Origin of the sequence: Pseudomonas tensinigenes (assembly GCF_014268445.2) — a bacterium.
Taxonomy (GTDB): domain Bacteria; phylum Pseudomonadota; class Gammaproteobacteria; order Pseudomonadales; family Pseudomonadaceae; genus Aquipseudomonas; species Aquipseudomonas tensinigenes.
On record NZ_CP077089.1, the window covers coordinates 4,431,112 to 4,447,486 of the forward strand.

General features: G+C 60.5%; 15 protein-coding genes. 9 read left to right on the forward strand and 6 right to left on the reverse strand.

Translation table 11 applies throughout. The annotated features are described in order from the left end of the window. Window positions 1-12 precede the first annotated feature (12 nt). The 4 genes from HU718_RS19525 (at window position 13) to HU718_RS19540 (ending at window position 5,678) form a co-directional block, all read left to right on the forward strand. Window positions 13-1,176 carry an isovaleryl-CoA dehydrogenase gene (locus HU718_RS19525; RefSeq protein ID WP_186616205.1) on the forward strand — a complete coding sequence of 388 codons (1,164 nt, stop codon included), beginning with the start codon at window positions 13-15 and terminating at the stop codon, window positions 1,174-1,176. 12 nt (window positions 1,177-1,188) lie between these two features. Then, window positions 1,189-2,796, forward strand: a complete 1,608-nt coding sequence (locus HU718_RS19530) for a carboxyl transferase domain-containing protein (protein WP_186616206.1) — start codon at window positions 1,189-1,191, stop codon at window positions 2,794-2,796. Window positions 2,797-2,913: 117 nt separating this feature from the next. Beyond that, window positions 2,914-3,729, forward strand: a complete 816-nt coding sequence (locus HU718_RS19535; protein ID WP_102901260.1) for a gamma-carboxygeranoyl-CoA hydratase — start codon at window positions 2,914-2,916, stop codon at window positions 3,727-3,729. Next, complete coding sequence (locus HU718_RS19540) at window positions 3,729-5,678, forward strand: acetyl/propionyl/methylcrotonyl-CoA carboxylase subunit alpha (protein WP_186616207.1); 1,950 nt, start codon at window positions 3,729-3,731, stop codon at window positions 5,676-5,678. The genes HU718_RS19535 and HU718_RS19540 overlap by 1 nt, the downstream gene beginning before the upstream one ends. Window positions 5,679-5,718: 40 nt before the next feature. Here the strand turns inward: HU718_RS19540 and HU718_RS19545 are convergent, their stop codons facing one another. Continuing rightward, window positions 5,719-6,378: a LexA family protein gene (locus HU718_RS19545; protein WP_102901258.1), complete on the reverse strand. Its 660-nt coding sequence runs from the start codon at window positions 6,376-6,378 to the stop codon at window positions 5,719-5,721. A gap of 129 nt (window positions 6,379-6,507) precedes the next feature. On the opposite strand from HU718_RS19545, the gene HU718_RS19550 reads away from it, so the two are divergent. Further along, a complete protein-coding gene (locus HU718_RS19550; protein WP_016983927.1) occupies window positions 6,508-6,846 on the forward strand; it encodes a DUF6124 family protein in 339 nt (112 codons plus the stop codon). 164 nt (window positions 6,847-7,010) lie between these two features. Here HU718_RS19550 and HU718_RS19555 read toward each other — a convergent pair whose 3' ends face one another. Next, on the reverse strand, window positions 7,011-7,229 hold the full coding sequence (locus HU718_RS19555) for a hypothetical protein (protein WP_110719485.1): 219 nt from the start codon (window positions 7,227-7,229) through the stop codon (window positions 7,011-7,013). A 96-nt stretch (window positions 7,230-7,325) separates the two neighbouring features. On the opposite strand from HU718_RS19555, the gene HU718_RS19560 reads away from it, so the two are divergent. Beyond that, a complete protein-coding gene (locus tag HU718_RS19560) occupies window positions 7,326-8,477 on the forward strand; it encodes a M14 family metallopeptidase (protein ID WP_186616208.1) in 1,152 nt (383 codons plus the stop codon). A 148-nt stretch (window positions 8,478-8,625) separates the two neighbouring features. After that, window positions 8,626-9,819 (forward strand): MFS transporter, encoded by a 1,194-nt coding sequence (locus tag HU718_RS19565; protein ID WP_186616209.1) that lies wholly within the window; start codon window positions 8,626-8,628, stop codon window positions 9,817-9,819. Here the strand turns inward: HU718_RS19565 and HU718_RS19570 are convergent. Both HU718_RS19570 and HU718_RS19575 read right to left on the reverse strand, forming a co-directional pair. Then, window positions 9,816-10,361 carry a cytochrome b gene (locus tag HU718_RS19570; protein WP_102901254.1) on the reverse strand — a complete coding sequence of 182 codons (546 nt, stop codon included), beginning with the start codon at window positions 10,359-10,361 and terminating at the stop codon, window positions 9,816-9,818. The two genes, HU718_RS19565 and HU718_RS19570, sit on opposite strands and share 4 nt — an antisense overlap. Continuing rightward, window positions 10,358-11,464, reverse strand: coding sequence for a catalase family peroxidase (locus HU718_RS19575; protein ID WP_186616210.1), 1,107 nt, complete (start codon window positions 11,462-11,464; stop codon window positions 10,358-10,360). The genes HU718_RS19570 and HU718_RS19575 overlap by 4 nt, the downstream gene beginning before the upstream one ends. Window positions 11,465-11,621: 157 nt before the next feature. Here HU718_RS19575 and HU718_RS19580 point away from each other — a divergent pair, with 157 nt between their 5' ends. Further along, entirely contained in the window at window positions 11,622-12,128 is a 507-nt protein-coding gene (locus HU718_RS19580; RefSeq protein WP_034154707.1) for a sigma-70 family RNA polymerase sigma factor, read from the forward strand. After that, window positions 12,125-12,880: an anti-sigma factor family protein gene (locus tag HU718_RS19585; protein WP_150708112.1), complete on the forward strand. Its 756-nt coding sequence runs from the start codon at window positions 12,125-12,127 to the stop codon at window positions 12,878-12,880. The genes HU718_RS19580 and HU718_RS19585 overlap by 4 nt, the downstream gene beginning before the upstream one ends. Window positions 12,881-13,003: 123 nt before the next feature. Here the strand turns inward: HU718_RS19585 and HU718_RS19590 are convergent, their stop codons facing one another. Continuing rightward, window positions 13,004-13,975 carry a Csu type fimbrial protein gene (locus HU718_RS19590; protein WP_150708111.1) on the reverse strand — a complete coding sequence of 324 codons (972 nt, stop codon included), beginning with the start codon at window positions 13,973-13,975 and terminating at the stop codon, window positions 13,004-13,006. Continuing rightward, window positions 13,972-16,329 carry a fimbria/pilus outer membrane usher protein gene (locus tag HU718_RS19595; protein ID WP_186616211.1) on the reverse strand — a complete coding sequence of 786 codons (2,358 nt, stop codon included), beginning with the start codon at window positions 16,327-16,329 and terminating at the stop codon, window positions 13,972-13,974. Before HU718_RS19595 ends, HU718_RS19590 begins: the two co-directional genes overlap by 4 nt. Window positions 16,330-16,375: the final 46 nt, after the last annotated feature.

Here is a 16,375-nt window from a genome sequence, read left to right on the forward strand (position 1 = left end):
AAAAGGTGACCCATGAGCTATCCATCCCTGAACTTCGCCCTCGGTGAAACCATCGACATGTTGCGCGATCAGGTGCAGTCCTTTGTCGCCAAGGAGATCGCCCCGCGCGCGGCGCAGATCGACAGCGACAACCTGTTCCCCGCCGACATGTGGCGCAAGTTCGGTGACATGGGCCTGCTCGGCATCACCGTCCCGGAAGAGTACGGCGGCGCGGGTCTGGGTTACCTCGCGCACGTGGTGGCGATGGAAGAAATCAGCCGCGGCTCGGCCTCGGTGGCGTTGTCCTACGGCGCGCACTCCAACCTCTGCGTCAACCAGATCAACCGCAACGGCAACCACGAACAGAAAACCAAGTATCTGCCCAAGTTGATCAGCGGCGAACACGTCGGCGCACTGGCGATGAGCGAGCCCAACGCCGGTTCCGACGTGGTCTCGATGAAGCTGCGCGCCGACAAGCGCGGTGACCGTTTCGTCCTAAACGGCAGCAAAACCTGGATCACCAACGGCCCTGACGCCAACACTTACGTGATCTACGCCAAGACCGACCTGGAAAAAGGCGCGCACGGCATCACCGCATTCATCGTCGAGCGCGACTGGAAAGGCTTCAGCCGCAGCAACAAGTTCGACAAGCTCGGCATGCGCGGCTCCAACACCTGCGAGCTGTTTTTCGATGACGTCGAAGTGCCGGAAGAAAACATCCTCGGCGTGCTCAACGGTGGCGTCAAAGTGTTGATGAGCGGCCTCGATTACGAGCGCGTCGTACTGTCCGGCGGCCCGACCGGGATCATGCAGTCGTGCATGGACCTGATCGTGCCGTACATCCACGACCGCAAACAGTTCGGCCAAAGCATCGGCGAGTTCCAGCTGATCCAGGGCAAAGTCGCCGACATGTACACCCAACTCAATGCCAGCCGCGCCTACCTCTATGCGGTAGCACAGGCTTGCGAGCGCGGCGAAACCACCCGTAAAGACGCCGCCGGGGTGATCCTCTACACCGCCGAGCGCGCCACACAAATGGCACTCGACGCGATCCAGATTCTCGGCGGCAACGGTTACATCAACGAATTCCCGGCTGGGCGCTTGCTGCGTGACGCCAAGCTGTACGAAATCGGCGCCGGCACCAGTGAGATCCGTCGCATGCTGATCGGTCGCGAACTGTTCAACGAAACCCGCTAAACGGAGCTGGCCATGGCTACCTTGCACACTCAGCTCAATCCTCGCTCGGCGGAGTTCGCCGCCAACAGCGCGGCGATGCTCAAACAGGTCGACGCCCTGCATACCCTGCTCGCCCAAGTGGCGCAGGGCGGCGGCGCGAAAGCCCAGGAACGCCATACCTCGCGCGGCAAACTGCTGCCGCGTGAGCGCATCAACCGTTTGCTCGATCCGGGCTCGCCGTTTCTGGAAATCAGCCAACTGGCCGCCCACGCGGTTTACGGCGAAGACGTGCCGGCGGCGGGTGTGATCGCCGGGATCGGCCGTGTCGAAGGTGTCGAGTGCATGATCGTCGCCAACGACGCAACGGTTAAGGGCGGTTCGTACTACCCGCTGACCGTGAAAAAACACCTGCGCGCGCAGACCATCGCGCAGCAGAATCGCCTGCCGTGCATCTATCTGGTGGACTCCGGTGGCGCCAACCTGCCGCGCCAGGATGAAGTGTTCCCGGACCGCGAGCACTTCGGGCGGATCTTCTTCAACCAGGCCAACATGAGCGCGATGGGCATTCCGCAGATCGCCGTGGTCATGGGCTCTTGCACTGCGGGTGGTGCTTACGTGCCGGCGATGGCGGATGAAGCGATCATGGTGCGCAATCAGGCGACGATTTTCCTTGCCGGCCCGCCGTTGGTGAAAGCTGCGACCGGTGAAGTGGTCAGTGCCGAGGATCTGGGCGGCGCCGATGTGCACTGCAAGATTTCCGGGGTCGCCGACCATTACGCCGAGAGCGACGAACACGCCCTCGCCCTCGCCCGCCGCAGCATCGCCAACCTTAACTGGCGCAAGCTCGGCGAAGTGCAGCAACGCACGCCGATTGCGCCGTTGTACGCCAGCGATGAGTTGTACGGCGTGGTCTCGGCCGACGCCAAGCAACCGTTCGACGTGCGCGAAGTGATTGCGCGACTGGTCGACGGTTCGGTGTTCGATGAATTCAAGGCTTTGTTCGGCACCACGCTGGTGTGTGGCTTTGCGCACCTGCACGGCTACCCGATCGCGATCCTGGCGAACAACGGCATCCTCTTCGCCGAAGCCGCGCAGAAAGGCGCGCACTTCATCGAACTGGCTTGTCAGCGCGGTATTCCGTTGCTGTTTTTGCAGAACATCACCGGTTTCATGGTCGGCCAGAAATACGAGGCCGGCGGCATCGCCAAGCACGGCGCGAAACTGGTAACGGCCGTGGCTTGCGCGAAAGTGCCGAAATTCACCGTGATCATCGGTGGCAGCTTCGGCGCCGGTAACTACGGCATGTGCGGCCGCGCATACGATCCGCGCTTCCTGTGGATGTGGCCGAACGCGCGCATTGGCGTGATGGGCGCCGAGCAGGCGGCGGGCGTGTTGGTGCAGGTCAAACGCGAGCAGGCGGAACGCAGCGGTCAGGCATTCAGTGCCGAGCAGGAAGCCGAGATCAAGCAACCGATCCTCGACCAATACGAAGAGCAGGGTCACCCCTACTATTCCAGCGCACGGCTGTGGGACGACGGCGTCATCGACCCGGCGCAGACCCGCGATGTGCTGGCCCTGGCCTTGTCCGCGTCGCTGAACGCGCCAATCGAACCGAGCCGCTTCGGCGTGTTCCGGATGTGATTTTTTGTGGGAGCGAGCCTACTCGCGAATACGGTTTGTCAGGTAGTGGAAATGTCGACTGATACAACGCTTTCGCGAGCAGGCTCGCTCCCACAGGAACCGTGGAGACGGATGAATATGAGTGACTTCAACACCCTCGAACTGCAAAGCGACCCACGCGGTTTCGCGACGCTGTGGCTCAACCGCGCGGAAAAGAACAACGCGTTCAACGCCGAGATGATCCGCGAGCTGATCCTCGCACTCGACAAGGTCGCCAGTGATGCCAGCCTGCGTTTCTTGCTGGTGCGTGGCCGTGGCAAGCATTTCAGCGCCGGCGCCGATCTGGCGTGGATGCAGCAATCGGCCGAGCTCGATTACCACACCAACCTCGACGACGCCCGCGAACTCGCGGAGCTGATGTACAACCTCGCCAAGCTGAAAATTCCCACAGTGGCCGTGGTGCAAGGTGCGGCGTTCGGTGGCGCGCTGGGGTTGATCAGTTGCTGTGACATGGCGATTGGCGCCGATGACGCGCAATTCTGCCTGTCGGAAGTGCGCATCGGCCTGGCGCCGGCGGTGATCAGTCCGTTCGTGGTGCAAGCCATTGGTGAGCGCGCGGCGCGTCGTTATGCGCTGAGCGCCGAACGTTTTGGCGGCCAACGCGCACGGGAAATCGGTTTGTTGTCCGAAAGCTATCCAGCCGCTGAACTTGATCAGCAAGTTGAACAGTGGATCAACAACCTGTTACTCAACAGCCCCGCCGCGATGCGCGCCAGCAAAGACTTGTTGCGCGAGGTCGGCAACGGTTCGCTGACCCCGGCGCTGCGCCGCTACACTGAAAATGCCATCGCCCGCATCCGCGTCAGCCCTGAAGGTCAGGAAGGCTTGCGCGCCTTTCTGCAAAAACGTCCGCCGAGCTGGCAAGCCGCAACCACCACCAAGGAGCCGCGTTGATGAGCGCACCTGTTCTCACCACCTTGCTGGTGGCCAACCGTGGCGAAATTGCTTGCCGTGTGATGCGTACCGCCAAAGCGTTGGGTCTGACCACCGTCGCCGTGCACAGCGCCACCGACCGCGAGGCGCGACACAGTCGTGAAGCGGATATTCGTGTCGATCTGGGTGGCAGCAAAGCGGCCGACAGTTATCTGCAAATCGACAAACTGATCGCGGCGGCCAAAGCCAGCGGCGCGCAGGCGATTCATCCGGGTTATGGCTTTCTGTCCGAGAACGCCGGGTTTGCACGCGCGATTGAAGCGGCCGGCCTGATTTTCCTCGGCCCACCCGCTTCGGCCATTGACGCGATGGGCAGCAAGTCCGCTGCCAAAGCGTTGATGGAAACCGCCGGTGTGCCGCTGGTGCCGGGTTATCACGGCGAAGCACAGGATCTGGACACCTTCCGCGATGCCTGCGAACGCATCGGTTATCCGGTGCTGCTCAAAGCCACGGCTGGCGGTGGCGGCAAAGGCATGAAAGTGGTCGAGGACGTCAGCCAACTGGCCGAAGCTCTGGCCTCGGCCCAGCGCGAAGCACAATCATCGTTCGGTGATTCGCGGATGCTGGTGGAGAAATACCTGCTCAAGCCACGTCACGTGGAAATCCAGGTGTTCGCCGATCAGCATGGCAATTGCCTGTACCTCAACGAACGGGATTGCTCGATCCAGCGTCGCCACCAAAAAGTCGTTGAAGAAGCGCCGGCCCCGGGCTTGTCCCCGGAACTGCGTCGCGCCATGGGCGAAGCAGCAGTGCGTTCGGCGCAGGCGATCGGTTATGTCGGCGCCGGTACGGTGGAGTTTCTGCTCGATGCGCGTGGCGAATTCTTCTTTATGGAGATGAACACGCGGTTGCAAGTCGAACACCCGGTGACCGAGGCCATCACCGGTCTCGATCTGGTTGCCTGGCAGATCCGCGTGGCGCGTGGTGAGGCATTGCCGATCACTCAGGAGCAAGTGCCGTTGAACGGCCATGCGATTGAAGTGCGCTTGTACGCCGAGGATCCTGCGAATGACTTTCTTCCGGCGACCGGGAGTCTGGCGTTGTATCGCGAATCGGCTGAAGGGCCTGGGCGCAGGGTCGATAGCGGGGTCGAAGAAGGCGATGAAATTTCGCCGTTCTACGACCCGATGCTCGGCAAGCTGATTGCCTGGGGTGAGGATCGTGAACAGGCGCGACTGCGTTTGCTGAGCATGCTCGACGAGTTTGCGATTGGCGGTTTGAAAACCAACATCAACTTTTTGCGGCGGATCATTGCGCACCCGGCGTTCGCAGCGGCGGAGCTGGATACCGGGTTTATTCCGCGTTATCAGGAGCAATTGCTACCCGCCCCGGGCACGTTGAGCGATGCCTTCTGGAGCGCGGCGGCGCAAGCGGTGGCGCAGAGTCTGCCGAAATTGGCGCGTCAGGATGATCCTGCTTCGCCATGGTCTATCAACACCGGACTGCGTGCGGGTCTACCACGGGAAATCACTCTGCATTTGAGTTGCGAGGGACAGGATCGAGCGCTGACGCTGAGTACCGATGATCACGCCAGACTGTCCGGCGAAGCACTCATCGTCGAGCATGACGGCGTACGTCGTACGTTGCGTGCGATCCGCCAAGGGGATTCGCTGTACCTGCAATGGGACGGCGAGTTGCGGCGCATCGAAACGTACGACCCGATCAGCGCTGTCGAAGCCAGTCACAGCCATCAGGGCGGCCTGACGGCGCCCATGAACGGCAGCATTGTCCGTGTGCTGGTCGAGGCCGGGCAATCGGTCGAAGCCGGCGCGCAACTGGTGGTGCTGGAAGCGATGAAGATGGAGCACAGTATTCGCGCGCCGCACGCCGGGGTGATCAAAGCCCTGTATTGCCAGGAAGGTGAAATGGTCGGCGAAGGCAGCGCTTTGGTTGAACTTGAAGAAATGTGAATGTGAGGATCGATCCTACGCCTGGCGAGGATCGATCTGACTAGTAACGCGCCGTTGCCTGAACCACAACACCGATGATTCGACATTCATCGGTCAGCAGCGCCTTTGGCCACGTCGGATTGAGCGGCACCAGGTAACGCTGGCCGCCCTCTTCGTCGAGTTTGCGAAAAATCGCTTCAGGGCTGTCGGGCCATTGGGCGATTACCAGTTTACCGGGCACCGCCTCGGCCGCCGGATCAACCAGAATCAGCATGCCTTCGGCGATGCTCTGGCCACTGGGAGCGGTCATCGAATCCCCCGTCACCGTCAGCCAGAACGCCGGGCCACGCGCGTGGTAATCCGTCAGTTCGAAACGCTGTTTACCTGATGCCTTGGCGTAGGACGCCGCATCGCTCTCGCGCACCTCGCAGGTCGTCTGCCAATCGCTGACCGGGTAACGGAAGTAAGGGTTGTACTTCTGCGCCAGCGGCATGTCGTCGTCAGATGTTATTTGCGGTTCCCGGATCACCAGCACCACTTCCAGAAAATCCATGCCCAGCGCTTGCAGCACGCGATTCATTTCCGTGATGCCGGGTTCGCGACGCTTGTTCAGCCAATGGCCGATCCCGCCCTGGGACATGCCGACGCGCTCTCCGAGCTCTGTTTGAGTGATTTTGAGTTCACTCATCTTGGCCTTGACCAACTCAATCCATTTATCCATGTGCGGCACCTTAGCGGACGCCCTGCGGGCTACAAAACACAAATTGTAGTATTTAAATTTTAGTAATGACTACAACACGTACTATCCTGAGGCTCACGGATTTCCCCTCAACAAGGAGTGCCCTTCATCATGAATATCAGCAGCAAAGACTTGCCCGATCTGCAAATGGACACCACTTTCAGCTCGCCTCAGGGCAATGCGGCAGCCCAGCGAGCGCTGGACTATTACTTGAAACCAGCTGTGTCAGAACCCGAAGTCGACGAACGTTTTTTCGATGTCAGGCGCCATCTGAGCGGCGAAGAAGCCTTGGTGCACGCCTCGGATCTGTTGCGCTGTGCCGCAGCCACGGCGTTCAAGGCAGCGGAAAACCTGCAAGGCGCGAGCCGCGACCTGGCCTTTTCAGTGGTGCACATGGTGGATATGGCGCGGGCGATGGTCGACCATTCGCTCGATGGCGATGAAGCGTGAGGAACGGAAATGCAGACGGACAGGAAAGAATTTTCCAATCGCGCAGATAAAAACATTTGACTTGCAAATGATAATGATTATTATTGCATGCAGCTGGTCGCGAGATCAGTCGATGGACCAGAGACCTTAGGTCGGTCTTCTGGACTATCTCCTCATCAGGCTAATCACGGTTTTTGACCCGGCTTTTTGCCGGGTCTTTTTTTGCCCGTTTTTCGGGCTTGTGGCTTCAGGCTAATGAAGTCTTCAGGTGTTGCAAATTCGATGGCGCGGATAATATCAAAAGAATATCGAATGACAAGCCAACCCCGGCCACATTGGGGCAAACTAATGACAATTAGCACTTGAGAATCAATCGCACACTCTCTAAGCTGCATCCGCGTCATGGAGGACGCCCCCCGCCACACCCCGCAATTCCCCTCGGTTTCAGCCCTGCCTGCGTGTACAGTAACTGCCATAAAAATCATATTCAGGAATCGATTATGACCGTGGCCAAATCTTCGTTCGACATCAGCGCCAACTTCGACAGCGGCAACATCCAAGTCATCGACATCAGCAATCCGCTCAATCCGGTTCTGGCCATTCGCCCGGATACCCGCAGCGCCCATTTCCAGTGGTTTCACTTCAAGGCCAGCGGTCTGCATGTCGGCCAGGAACACTGGTTCCGCCTTAACAACGCCAGCCAGTCCACATACAGCAAAGGCTGGCCCGGTTATCAGGCCGTAGCGTCCTACGATCACGTCAACTGGTTCCGCGTGCCGACCATTTTCGAAGGCGACTGTCTGCGTTTCTGCCTCGAAGCCACCCAGACCCATGCCTGGTTTGCCTATTTCGAACCCTACAGCCGTGACCGTCACGACTGGCTGATCGAGCAGGCGCTGAGCAAGGCCGGCACCGAACTATTGGCGACGGGTAAAAGTGTCGAAGGTCGTGACATTCAGTTGCTGCGCAAAGGCTCGGGCGCCGAAGGCCAGCGCAAAATCTGGATCATCGCTCAGCAACATCCCGGTGAGCACATGGCCGAATGGTTCATGGAAGGCGTGATCGAGCGCCTGGAAAGGCACGATGATCCGGTGCTGAACAAGCTGCTCACCAGTGCCGATCTGTACCTGGTGCCGAACATGAATCCGGACGGCGCGTTCCATGGCCATCTGCGCACCAACGCCATGGGCCAGGATTTGAACCGGGCCTGGCAGAACGCCAGCCAGGAGATCAGTCCCGAGGTGCTCTTCGTCCAGCAGCAAATGGAAAAGTACGGCGTCGATCTGTTCCTGGACGCCCATGGCGATGAAACCATTCCTCACGTATTCACCGCCGGCTGCGAAGGCAATCCGGGTTACACGCCGCGCATCGAGAAGCTCGAAGAGCACTTCCGCAATCACCTGAAACACACCACCAAAGACTTCCAGACCAAGTACGGCTACACCCGCGACGAACCAGGCCAGGCCAACATGACGTTGGCGTGCAACAGCGTCGGCCAGAAATACGACTGCCTGTCGTTGACCCTGGAAATGCCGTTCAAGGATCACGACGACCATCCCGACAAGGAAACCGGCTGGTCGGGCAAGCGCTCCAAACAGCTGGGCAAAGACGTGCTGACAACCATCGCTGACATGGTTGATACCCTGCGCTGATCCCCTCCTCCGTCCCTCAAGAGATCGCGGCTTGTCTGCGATCTTTTGCTTTCTGCCATTCGTACCTTCATGCAAACAGGTTGCAAAATAAAACCTGAATCAATACCGTGATCAAGGTTTTATTTTGAAACCTAAAAGGATGCGGGATATGAAACCTCTCAAAAGCAGCGTCGTTTTGCTTTTCTCTGTGGCCTGTGGGCTGGCCGTGGGTAACGTGTACTACGCCCAGCCGCTGCTGGACGCCATGGCTGAAGCGTTTGCCCTGTCGCCGGCGACCATCGGCATCGTCATCACCCTGACGCAAATCGGTTACGGCATCGGTCTGGTGTTACTGGTGCCCCTCGGCGATCTGCTCAACCGGCGCCGATTGATCGTCACTCAAACCCTGCTGTCGGCAGCGGCGTTGTTGATGATCGCGTTGGCGCCCAGCAGTGTCTGGTTGTTGCTCGGCATGACATTGACCGGGCTGCTCGCCGTAGTGACTCAGGTGCTGGTGGCTTACGCCGCAACACTTGCTGTCCCGGCACAACGCGGTCGCGTGGTCGGAGTGGTCACCAGCGGCATCGTCGTCGGCATCTTGCTGGCGCGCACGGTCGCTGGCGGCATGGCCGATTTGGCCGGGTGGCGAGCGATCTACTTCCTGTCTGCCGGGCTGACACTGTCGATGGCATTGCTGCTGTTTCGCGTTCTGCCCAAGCATGAATCCCCGCAGCCGGCGACTGGCTACATCGCACTGATCGCCTCGGTGTTCAGCCTGTTCAAAGAAGAACCAGTGTTGCGCCAACGCGCGACCCTCGCATTATTGACCTTTGCCAGCGCGATGGTGCTGTGGACGCCGATGGTATTGCCCTTAGCCGCCCCGCCACTGTCCTTATCGCACAGTGAAATCGGTCTGTTCGGACTGGCCGGCGCAGCGGGTGCGCTGGCCGCCGCACGGGCCGGGCATCTGGCTGATCGCGGCCTCGGCCAATGGGTCAGCGGACTTTCACTGTTGCTGATGCTTGCTTCGTGGCTGCCGATCGCCCTGACTCAATCTTCGCTGTGGGCATTGCTGCTCGGCGTAATCACCCTGGACCTGGGTCTGCAAGCCGTACACGTCACCAGCCAGAGCATGATCTACAGTGTGCGCCCCGAAGCGCAAAGCCGCCTCACCGCCGGTTACATGTTGTTTTACTCGATCGGCAGCGCGCTCGGCTCCATCGGCTCGACCGCGATGTACGCGTGGGCCGGCTGGATTGGCGTGTGCCTGCTCGGCGCGGGCATCAACGCCGTGGCGCTCGCGTACTGGTGGCTGACCCTGAAAAGCGGCGCACCGGCTCGATGCGCCACTCAAGCGGGTTAACTGCGATCGCGACCGCGCAACATGCTGTCGAGCACCTCGTCGCGGCGGATCCAGCCATGAAACAGCGCCGCCGCCAGGTGCAACAACACCGTCAGGAACAACAAATAAGCCAGATACCCGTGAGCCTTGCGCAGAAACGCAAACAACTGTGCATCGGCCGGAACAATCGCTGGCAACTGCAGCGTTGTACTGAGCATGACCGGCTCACCCGAAGCGCTGATCATCGCCCAACCGAGCAACGGCAACACCAGCATCAACGCGTACAGCAACAGATGCGAAGCCTTGGCCGCCAGCACTTGCCAACCCGGCAGATCCGCTGGCAGCGGTGGCTGGCGCGTAGTCAGTCGCACCAGCAAACGCACAATCACCAGCGCCAGAATCGCGATGCCCAAGGGTTTGTGCAAATGGATCAGCCATTCATGCCGCTCGGAAACCGAGGTGACCATGCCGGCGCCGATAAACAGCATGGCGATGATCATCAGCGCCATCAGCCAGTGCAGCAGTCGCGCCAACAGGGCGAAATGCGTCGGTTGAGTTCTCATGGGCGAGCCTCCTGTTTGGCAGCGGGCAACTGGCTGACTTCGCTGGTGCGACGCAGATAGGAATCGGCGTAACCGGCGGAACGCGCCGCGAGCAACGGGTCGTCGGAACCTTGAATCCCGGCCGGCAGCACCAGCGGGTCGTAGTTGATGTCACGGCATTCGCCGCTCAGTTGCGGCTGGGTCTTTTCCAGCACCAACGTGCCCGCATTCAACACCTTGCGCCCCTGGGGCCAGGTCTTGCTGGCGTCGTTCACCGGGTCCTCAGGATTGGCCAGAGTGATATTCAACTGAAAGCGCAGCGGCGCGGATGCCAAGCGTTGCACCAGATCCTTCTCGAGAAAATCGCCACCCTCAGGCGCACTGGCGCCCGCAGCATCGCGCGCCAACGGTGTCATGCTCCAGCGCACGGCCTGCTTTTTACCGCTGGCGTCGACCAGATAAAACGCGTTGACGCTGTTGTAGGTTTCGGTGGCGTAACTGGCCGACGGCTTGGCGGTTTTCACCCAGGTCAGAAACGGCACGGCTTCCGGGTGCGAGGCAAAGAATGCAGGCACCTTGCTCGGATCCGGTTTACCGGTGGCCGGATCCGGCGATTGCGCCTGCTGCAATTGATAAAACGCCTCAGGCGTACCGACTGGGAACACCGGCATGCTGTTCATCCCGGTGCGCCACTGCTGTCCATTGGCCTGGGTGAAACGCAGTGCCAAACTGCGAATCGGCACGCTGCTGTCCGGTGCGTACGGATTGCCCGCTGGCAGCGCGAAACGCCCGACCACCGGGGTCTGCGGTTCGTTGAACACCTGCGCAGTGGAAAACACTCGCGCCTCACCACTGCTTTCGAAATGCCCGATCACGCACACACCCTTAGCGTGATTACGCCGGAACCCCGGATGCACGCCGTTGTTCTTCTCCAGCACATCGACCAACGCTTTTGGCGTCAGGCGTTGTGGGTCAAAGTTGCCGTGAACGTAGGCAAACGCCCCGGCCACCGCGGCGACAACCACAGCAATGCCGCCCAGACGCAGAATCAGGCTCGCCGCACTCAGTGGCGGGCGCTGCGGCCCGCCGGGCGGTGCAGCATCGGGTGATGAACGATCAACCATGAAAAACTCCAGGGCCATCGGCCACAAGTAGGAAGAATCAGCAAGACGCACCTCGTCCGGGTTTATTCCACGCGACGGTATTTATTTTTCCGAACGTGGAATAACCTCCAGCGACGGGCGTCTCCCTAGTCCACAGCGTAGTGACTAGTAGAATTTCATGAGCGAATTCGACGAACAGTTGAGAGAAATCATTCCCAGATTGCGCCGCTTTGCCGTGTCACTGACACGCAACAGCAGCAGCGCCGACGATCTGGTGCAGGCCAGCCTTGAGCGGGCGCTGTCGAGTTGGGGCGACAAACGCGCCGACGGCGATTTGCGTGCCTGGTTGTTTGCGATCCTGTATCGGCAGTTTCTCGACGCCCATCGCCGCTCCCGACGCTACGCGCGGATGCTCGAATTCTTCACCGGTCGCGACGATGCCGAACCCTCGGCGGAGCGCACCGTCATTGCCCAGTCGACCCTGCAAGCCTTCGACCGTCTGCCCACCGAACAGCGCGCCTTGTTGCTGATGGTCTCGGTGGAAGGCCTTTCCTATAAAGAGGTCGCCGAGATTCTCGACGCCCCGATCGGCACCGTGATGTCGCGCCTGTCCCGCGCCCGCCAGGCCTTGCGCCAACTCAGCGACGGCGAAATCAGCAGCCCTTCTTTGCGGATACTCAAATGATCAGCCTGCCTCCCAACGAGCGTGACCTGCACGCGTATGTCGACCACCAACTCAGCGACGCCGACCGGCGTGTGCTGGACACCTGGCTAGCCAGTCACCCGGACGAAGCGGCGCAGGTGCGCGCCTGGCAACAGGATGCCCAACAATTGCGCGCGGCACTCAGCGGCGCGTTGCAGCAACCGGCCAATCCGGCGCTTGATCCGGCGATGATTCGCCAGCGCCGTCAGCGTCAGTCACGTCGTCATCTGGCCAGCGCGGCGGTGTTGCTGATCGCGGTCAGCGTCGGCGGATTCAGTGGCTGGCAGGCGCGGGAAATAACCCTTGTGCGCCCGTCCATGTTGCCGATGACCGATGCGTTGCAGGCCTATCGCCTGATTGCCCAGCAAGGCATGCTGCCGGCTGATTACAAGGTGGAGAGTGACGGCGACATGCAGCGTTGGCTCGATCGTTATTTCAACCGGGCCAGTCGTTTACCGGATCTGAAGGCGGCCGGGTTTGAACCGGTCAGCGGACGCTTGCTCAGCACTGACGAAGGCCCGGCAGCGATGGTGATGTATGAGGATGGCAGTGGGCACAAGGTGAGTTTCTATGTGCGCCCGCCGGGGCCGAAGAACACCTTTTTGCCGCGTGGAAGCCGCAGTGATGGCGACTTGCAGGCCGAGTACTGGTCGGGTGGCGGGTACAACTATGCGATGGTCAGCCCGGTCGATACACCGGCGGCGCAACAGCTCAAGCAATCGCTGCAATTCTGAGAGTTCCACCTCTCCCCTGTGGGAGCGAGCCTGCTCGCGAAGGCGCCAGATCAGTCGCATCGTTGCTGGATGACACACCGCATTCGCGAGCAGGCTCGCTCCCACAAGGGATCAGCGTCAGGCTCAGAAACCTACGTCCAAAACCACATTGTCCAGATAAGTACCGGCCGGCGGCGTGCTCTGGTCGGTGTAGATCTTCGCGTTGTAGTTGAAGATCTGGCTGCCCGTGCCCAGCCCGTTTCCCGGATTGACCTCGGCATCGGTACTCGCCCGCCGCGCCGTGCCGACACTGCCCCAGCGCGTGGTGCCGGCACTTTTGAAAATGTCGTAGGCCAGATAATTGCTCCCGGAAATCATCCGTCGCCGGCCGCCGACACTCACCGCGTTCTGCCCGTCACTTAACCCCACCGTGTAAGCACTGCCCTTGGTGCAGGCCAGATTGATCGTCTGTCCGGTCACCGGGGTAAAAGCGCTGACCACCGGCGCGCTGCCGAAGGCGATGTTCGGCGCAGTAATCGTGCAGTCGTTGGACACCGTCAGGTTCACCGTCAACGACGTCGTGCCGCTGGCGATATCGCGCCCGAGACAGATGGCACCGATGCCGATCCCCGAGCAGTAATTCCAGTTCCAGAAAATACTCAGGGTCTCGGTGTACACCCCGGCGGCAACGTTGCTGCCAATGGTTGTGCCGAGATAGAGCGGCACGGTTTTCGGCGTCGTACCGTTGAGCAGGCCCAGGGCATCGATGATGCCGTTGCGCGCAAAGTCATAGGCCGTGCCGCGCGTCAGCGGGTAGCTGGTGCTGTTGTTGGCGTAGATCGTGTAACTGATGACATCGCCGGTCGGCCCGACCAAACCACCTTGAGTCGAAGAAACAGTGCCCCAGAAGTGGTCGTTGCTGGTCAACAAGGACAGCAATGAACCGGTGCAACTCAAACCCGCATTCAATGTGGAACTGGGCTGCGAAGTCGTGCGCACCACAATCGAACTGAGCATACCGAACGCTGCGGGCGTGGTGCTGACCACCGAACACGCGGCCTGCACCGCCCCGGGTATAAGCAGTGCCAGACATAACAGCCATCGCCGGAACATCATTGGCACACCAACGGGCCAATCAACGGCACCTGATTTTGATTCAGATCGACGCTGAACTGCGCCTGACAGGTCTTGCCGTCGGCCAGCGTCACTTGCAACGAGTTCTGCGCCTGCAGGTTTTCCAGATACACCAGCCCATCCCAACCGACCACCGTCCGCGTGCCGCTCTGCTCATGCAGCACGCCCGCACCCAGCGGCAGTTCGCGCTGCTGCGGATCGACCAGCACGATGCTCGCGGCGATCACCCGAGACAGCGGAAACTCCAGCAAATAGCCGCTGCCACGCCGCACCGCGATGCGTTGTTCGACGTTGGGGCTGCGCACGTTGGCCGGCAGATTCAGTGGATCGATTTCATACTTGCCGCGGTAATAGGCACTGCTCCAAGGCACCAACAGGTGCCCATTCTTGTCAGTCTGACCGACCTGCTGGTTTTCGTAGCGCACCGGAATGTCGGCAAAACCATCGGTGCTGACCACCACAAACGCGTCGTCGATGCGGTTGGCAGCAAACACCTGACGGTCCATCCATACCAGCGAACCACTGGCATCGGCCCAACGGGTTTCGGCGTCGGAAGTGCCATAGACACCGGCCTGCAACTGCACCGATTGCAGACGCCAGGTGACGTCGGCCTGACGATAATCGGCGCCGTCACCCTTGGCGTAACCCAGATTGAAACCTACACCGCCCTCGGTCGGCACCGCGCGACTGTAGTTGACCCGCTGCTGGCTCTGCCCGGTTTTACTGCGATCGCTGCTGATCGCCAGGCTGCCGCGCAGATCGAACGGAATCACCAATTGCGCCTGCACCGCCCAGTTGCTGTCGCCGATCTCGCGGTTGGCCGACAAGTAGAAGCTGCTGCTGCGCCACAACGGTTTGCTCCAGCTGAGGTTGAGCAGCCGCGTGCGCGAATCATCCGCCGCGCGCACATCGAAGTAACCGGCGCCGAGACTGCCCCAGCGGTCGAGGTTGAGACTCAGCGTCGCCTGTTCGCTGCGCCGGCTAAGGCTGATATAGGGGCTGTCGACCACAGTCAGGTCGGCATATCGATCGTGGCGTTGCAGGCGTTGGTAGGAAAAGCTGAAACGCTGGTTGCTGTACTGATAACCGAGGCTGACCTGGTGACCGCCCTCGCCATCGAAACGGCTTTGGCTCAACGCACTGTTGAGCACACCAAAGTTACCGAGCTGCCAATTGCCACCGAGGCCGCCGAGTGTCAGCGAGTCGGCCGCTTCGGCATGGCTTTCCAGAGTGAAGCTATCGCTGACGCCATAGCGCAGGCTGCCGGAGGTGACACCCGGTCCGTAGTTGAAATCCTTCAAACCGTAGTCGCGACGCAACGTACCGGCGGCCACAGAAAAATCGCTCAAACCTTTTTGCAGCAAAGTGCTGGTGACATAGAACGGCACCGTGGTCGAAACTTGCCGACCGAGCGCATCAGTGGTCACTACGACGGCTTCGCCCGCACCGTTGATGAACGGAATATTGGTCAGCGTGTACGGCCCGGGCTGCAAATCTGCGCTGCTGGACTTGTAGCCATTGATGAACAGATCCACCGAGGACGGCACCGCCGCTTCACCGGCAAATTGCGGCAACGGATAAGTCACCAGATCCGGGCGCACCGCGAAATCCCGAGAGAACTGCACGCCGCCCAAACGCACCGAACTGCTCCACGGCAACGCACCGCTGATGACGTCACCGGCCTCGTAGGTGAGCATCCGCTCGTCATCGGAGTAACGCCAGGTGGTGTCGTAACGCAGGTAGCCGTTGTCCAGTGTGTTGAGCGAATCACCGGACAAGGTTTGCCGGTATTGCCCGGTGTTGGACAACGTGCCCCAGCTGTCGAACAGCCGCACTTCGTTCCACGCCGCCAGGTAAGTGCCAGCATCGTCGGTGTCATTGAGGTACAGGTCATAGTTGAACAACGCGCCGAAACTGCTCAGCGCCGGCGTTCGCGGATAGCTCTGGCGATTACCGATGAACTGTTCCGGTAGCCAGTCCGGCGGCACGTCCAGCAGCAAGCGTTGACCAACACTGTCGTAATCACTGTGCAGCCCCGCCAGGCTGTCGAGATCGACCTCGGTGCCGAGGCTGTCGGGCAGTTTCATGCCGGTTTCACTCAATGCCGTCGCCGGGACAAACAAGCGCCCGTCGCGCTGCTGCACCGCCACTACGCGCCCGGTATTCATCTGATTGAGCACCAATTCCAGAAACAACTGTGCATCACTCACGGCCTCCATGCCGCTGGGTGGCGGCGGCAGGTCGCCGGCCCCGGATGGTTGAACGAACATCAGGCAACACGCGCCGGTGATGAGCCACAACGGACGCTGAATACGACGAACCCGTCCTGGGCTCATACACGTTTTACGTCCGTCAATGGACTGAATCCTCCCTGATACCGCT

Coding starts and splice junctions, on each gene's coding strand:
- HU718_RS19525 (WP_186616205.1), top strand. CDS start 13: ATGAGCTATCCATCCCTGAACTTCGCCCTCGGTGAAACCATCGACATG.
- HU718_RS19530 (WP_186616206.1), top strand. CDS start 1,189: ATGGCTACCTTGCACACTCAGCTCAATCCTCGCTCGGCGGAGTTCGCC.
- HU718_RS19535 (WP_102901260.1), top strand. CDS start 2,914: ATGAGTGACTTCAACACCCTCGAACTGCAAAGCGACCCACGCGGTTTC.
- HU718_RS19540 (WP_186616207.1), top strand. CDS start 3,729: ATGAGCGCACCTGTTCTCACCACCTTGCTGGTGGCCAACCGTGGCGAA.
- HU718_RS19545 (WP_102901258.1), bottom strand. CDS start 6,378: ATGGATAAATGGATTGAGTTGGTCAAGGCCAAGATGAGTGAACTCAAA.
- HU718_RS19550 (WP_016983927.1), top strand. CDS start 6,508: ATGAATATCAGCAGCAAAGACTTGCCCGATCTGCAAATGGACACCACT.
- HU718_RS19555 (WP_110719485.1), bottom strand. CDS start 7,229: ATGACGCGGATGCAGCTTAGAGAGTGTGCGATTGATTCTCAAGTGCTA.
- HU718_RS19560 (WP_186616208.1), top strand. CDS start 7,326: ATGACCGTGGCCAAATCTTCGTTCGACATCAGCGCCAACTTCGACAGC.
- HU718_RS19565 (WP_186616209.1), top strand. CDS start 8,626: ATGAAACCTCTCAAAAGCAGCGTCGTTTTGCTTTTCTCTGTGGCCTGT.
- HU718_RS19570 (WP_102901254.1), bottom strand. CDS start 10,361: ATGAGAACTCAACCGACGCATTTCGCCCTGTTGGCGCGACTGCTGCAC.
- HU718_RS19575 (WP_186616210.1), bottom strand. CDS start 11,464: ATGGTTGATCGTTCATCACCCGATGCTGCACCGCCCGGCGGGCCGCAG.
- HU718_RS19580 (WP_034154707.1), top strand. CDS start 11,622: ATGAGCGAATTCGACGAACAGTTGAGAGAAATCATTCCCAGATTGCGC.
- HU718_RS19585 (WP_150708112.1), top strand. CDS start 12,125: ATGATCAGCCTGCCTCCCAACGAGCGTGACCTGCACGCGTATGTCGAC.
- HU718_RS19590 (WP_150708111.1), bottom strand. CDS start 13,975: ATGATGTTCCGGCGATGGCTGTTATGTCTGGCACTGCTTATACCCGGG.
- HU718_RS19595 (WP_186616211.1), bottom strand. CDS start 16,329: ATGAGCCCAGGACGGGTTCGTCGTATTCAGCGTCCGTTGTGGCTCATC.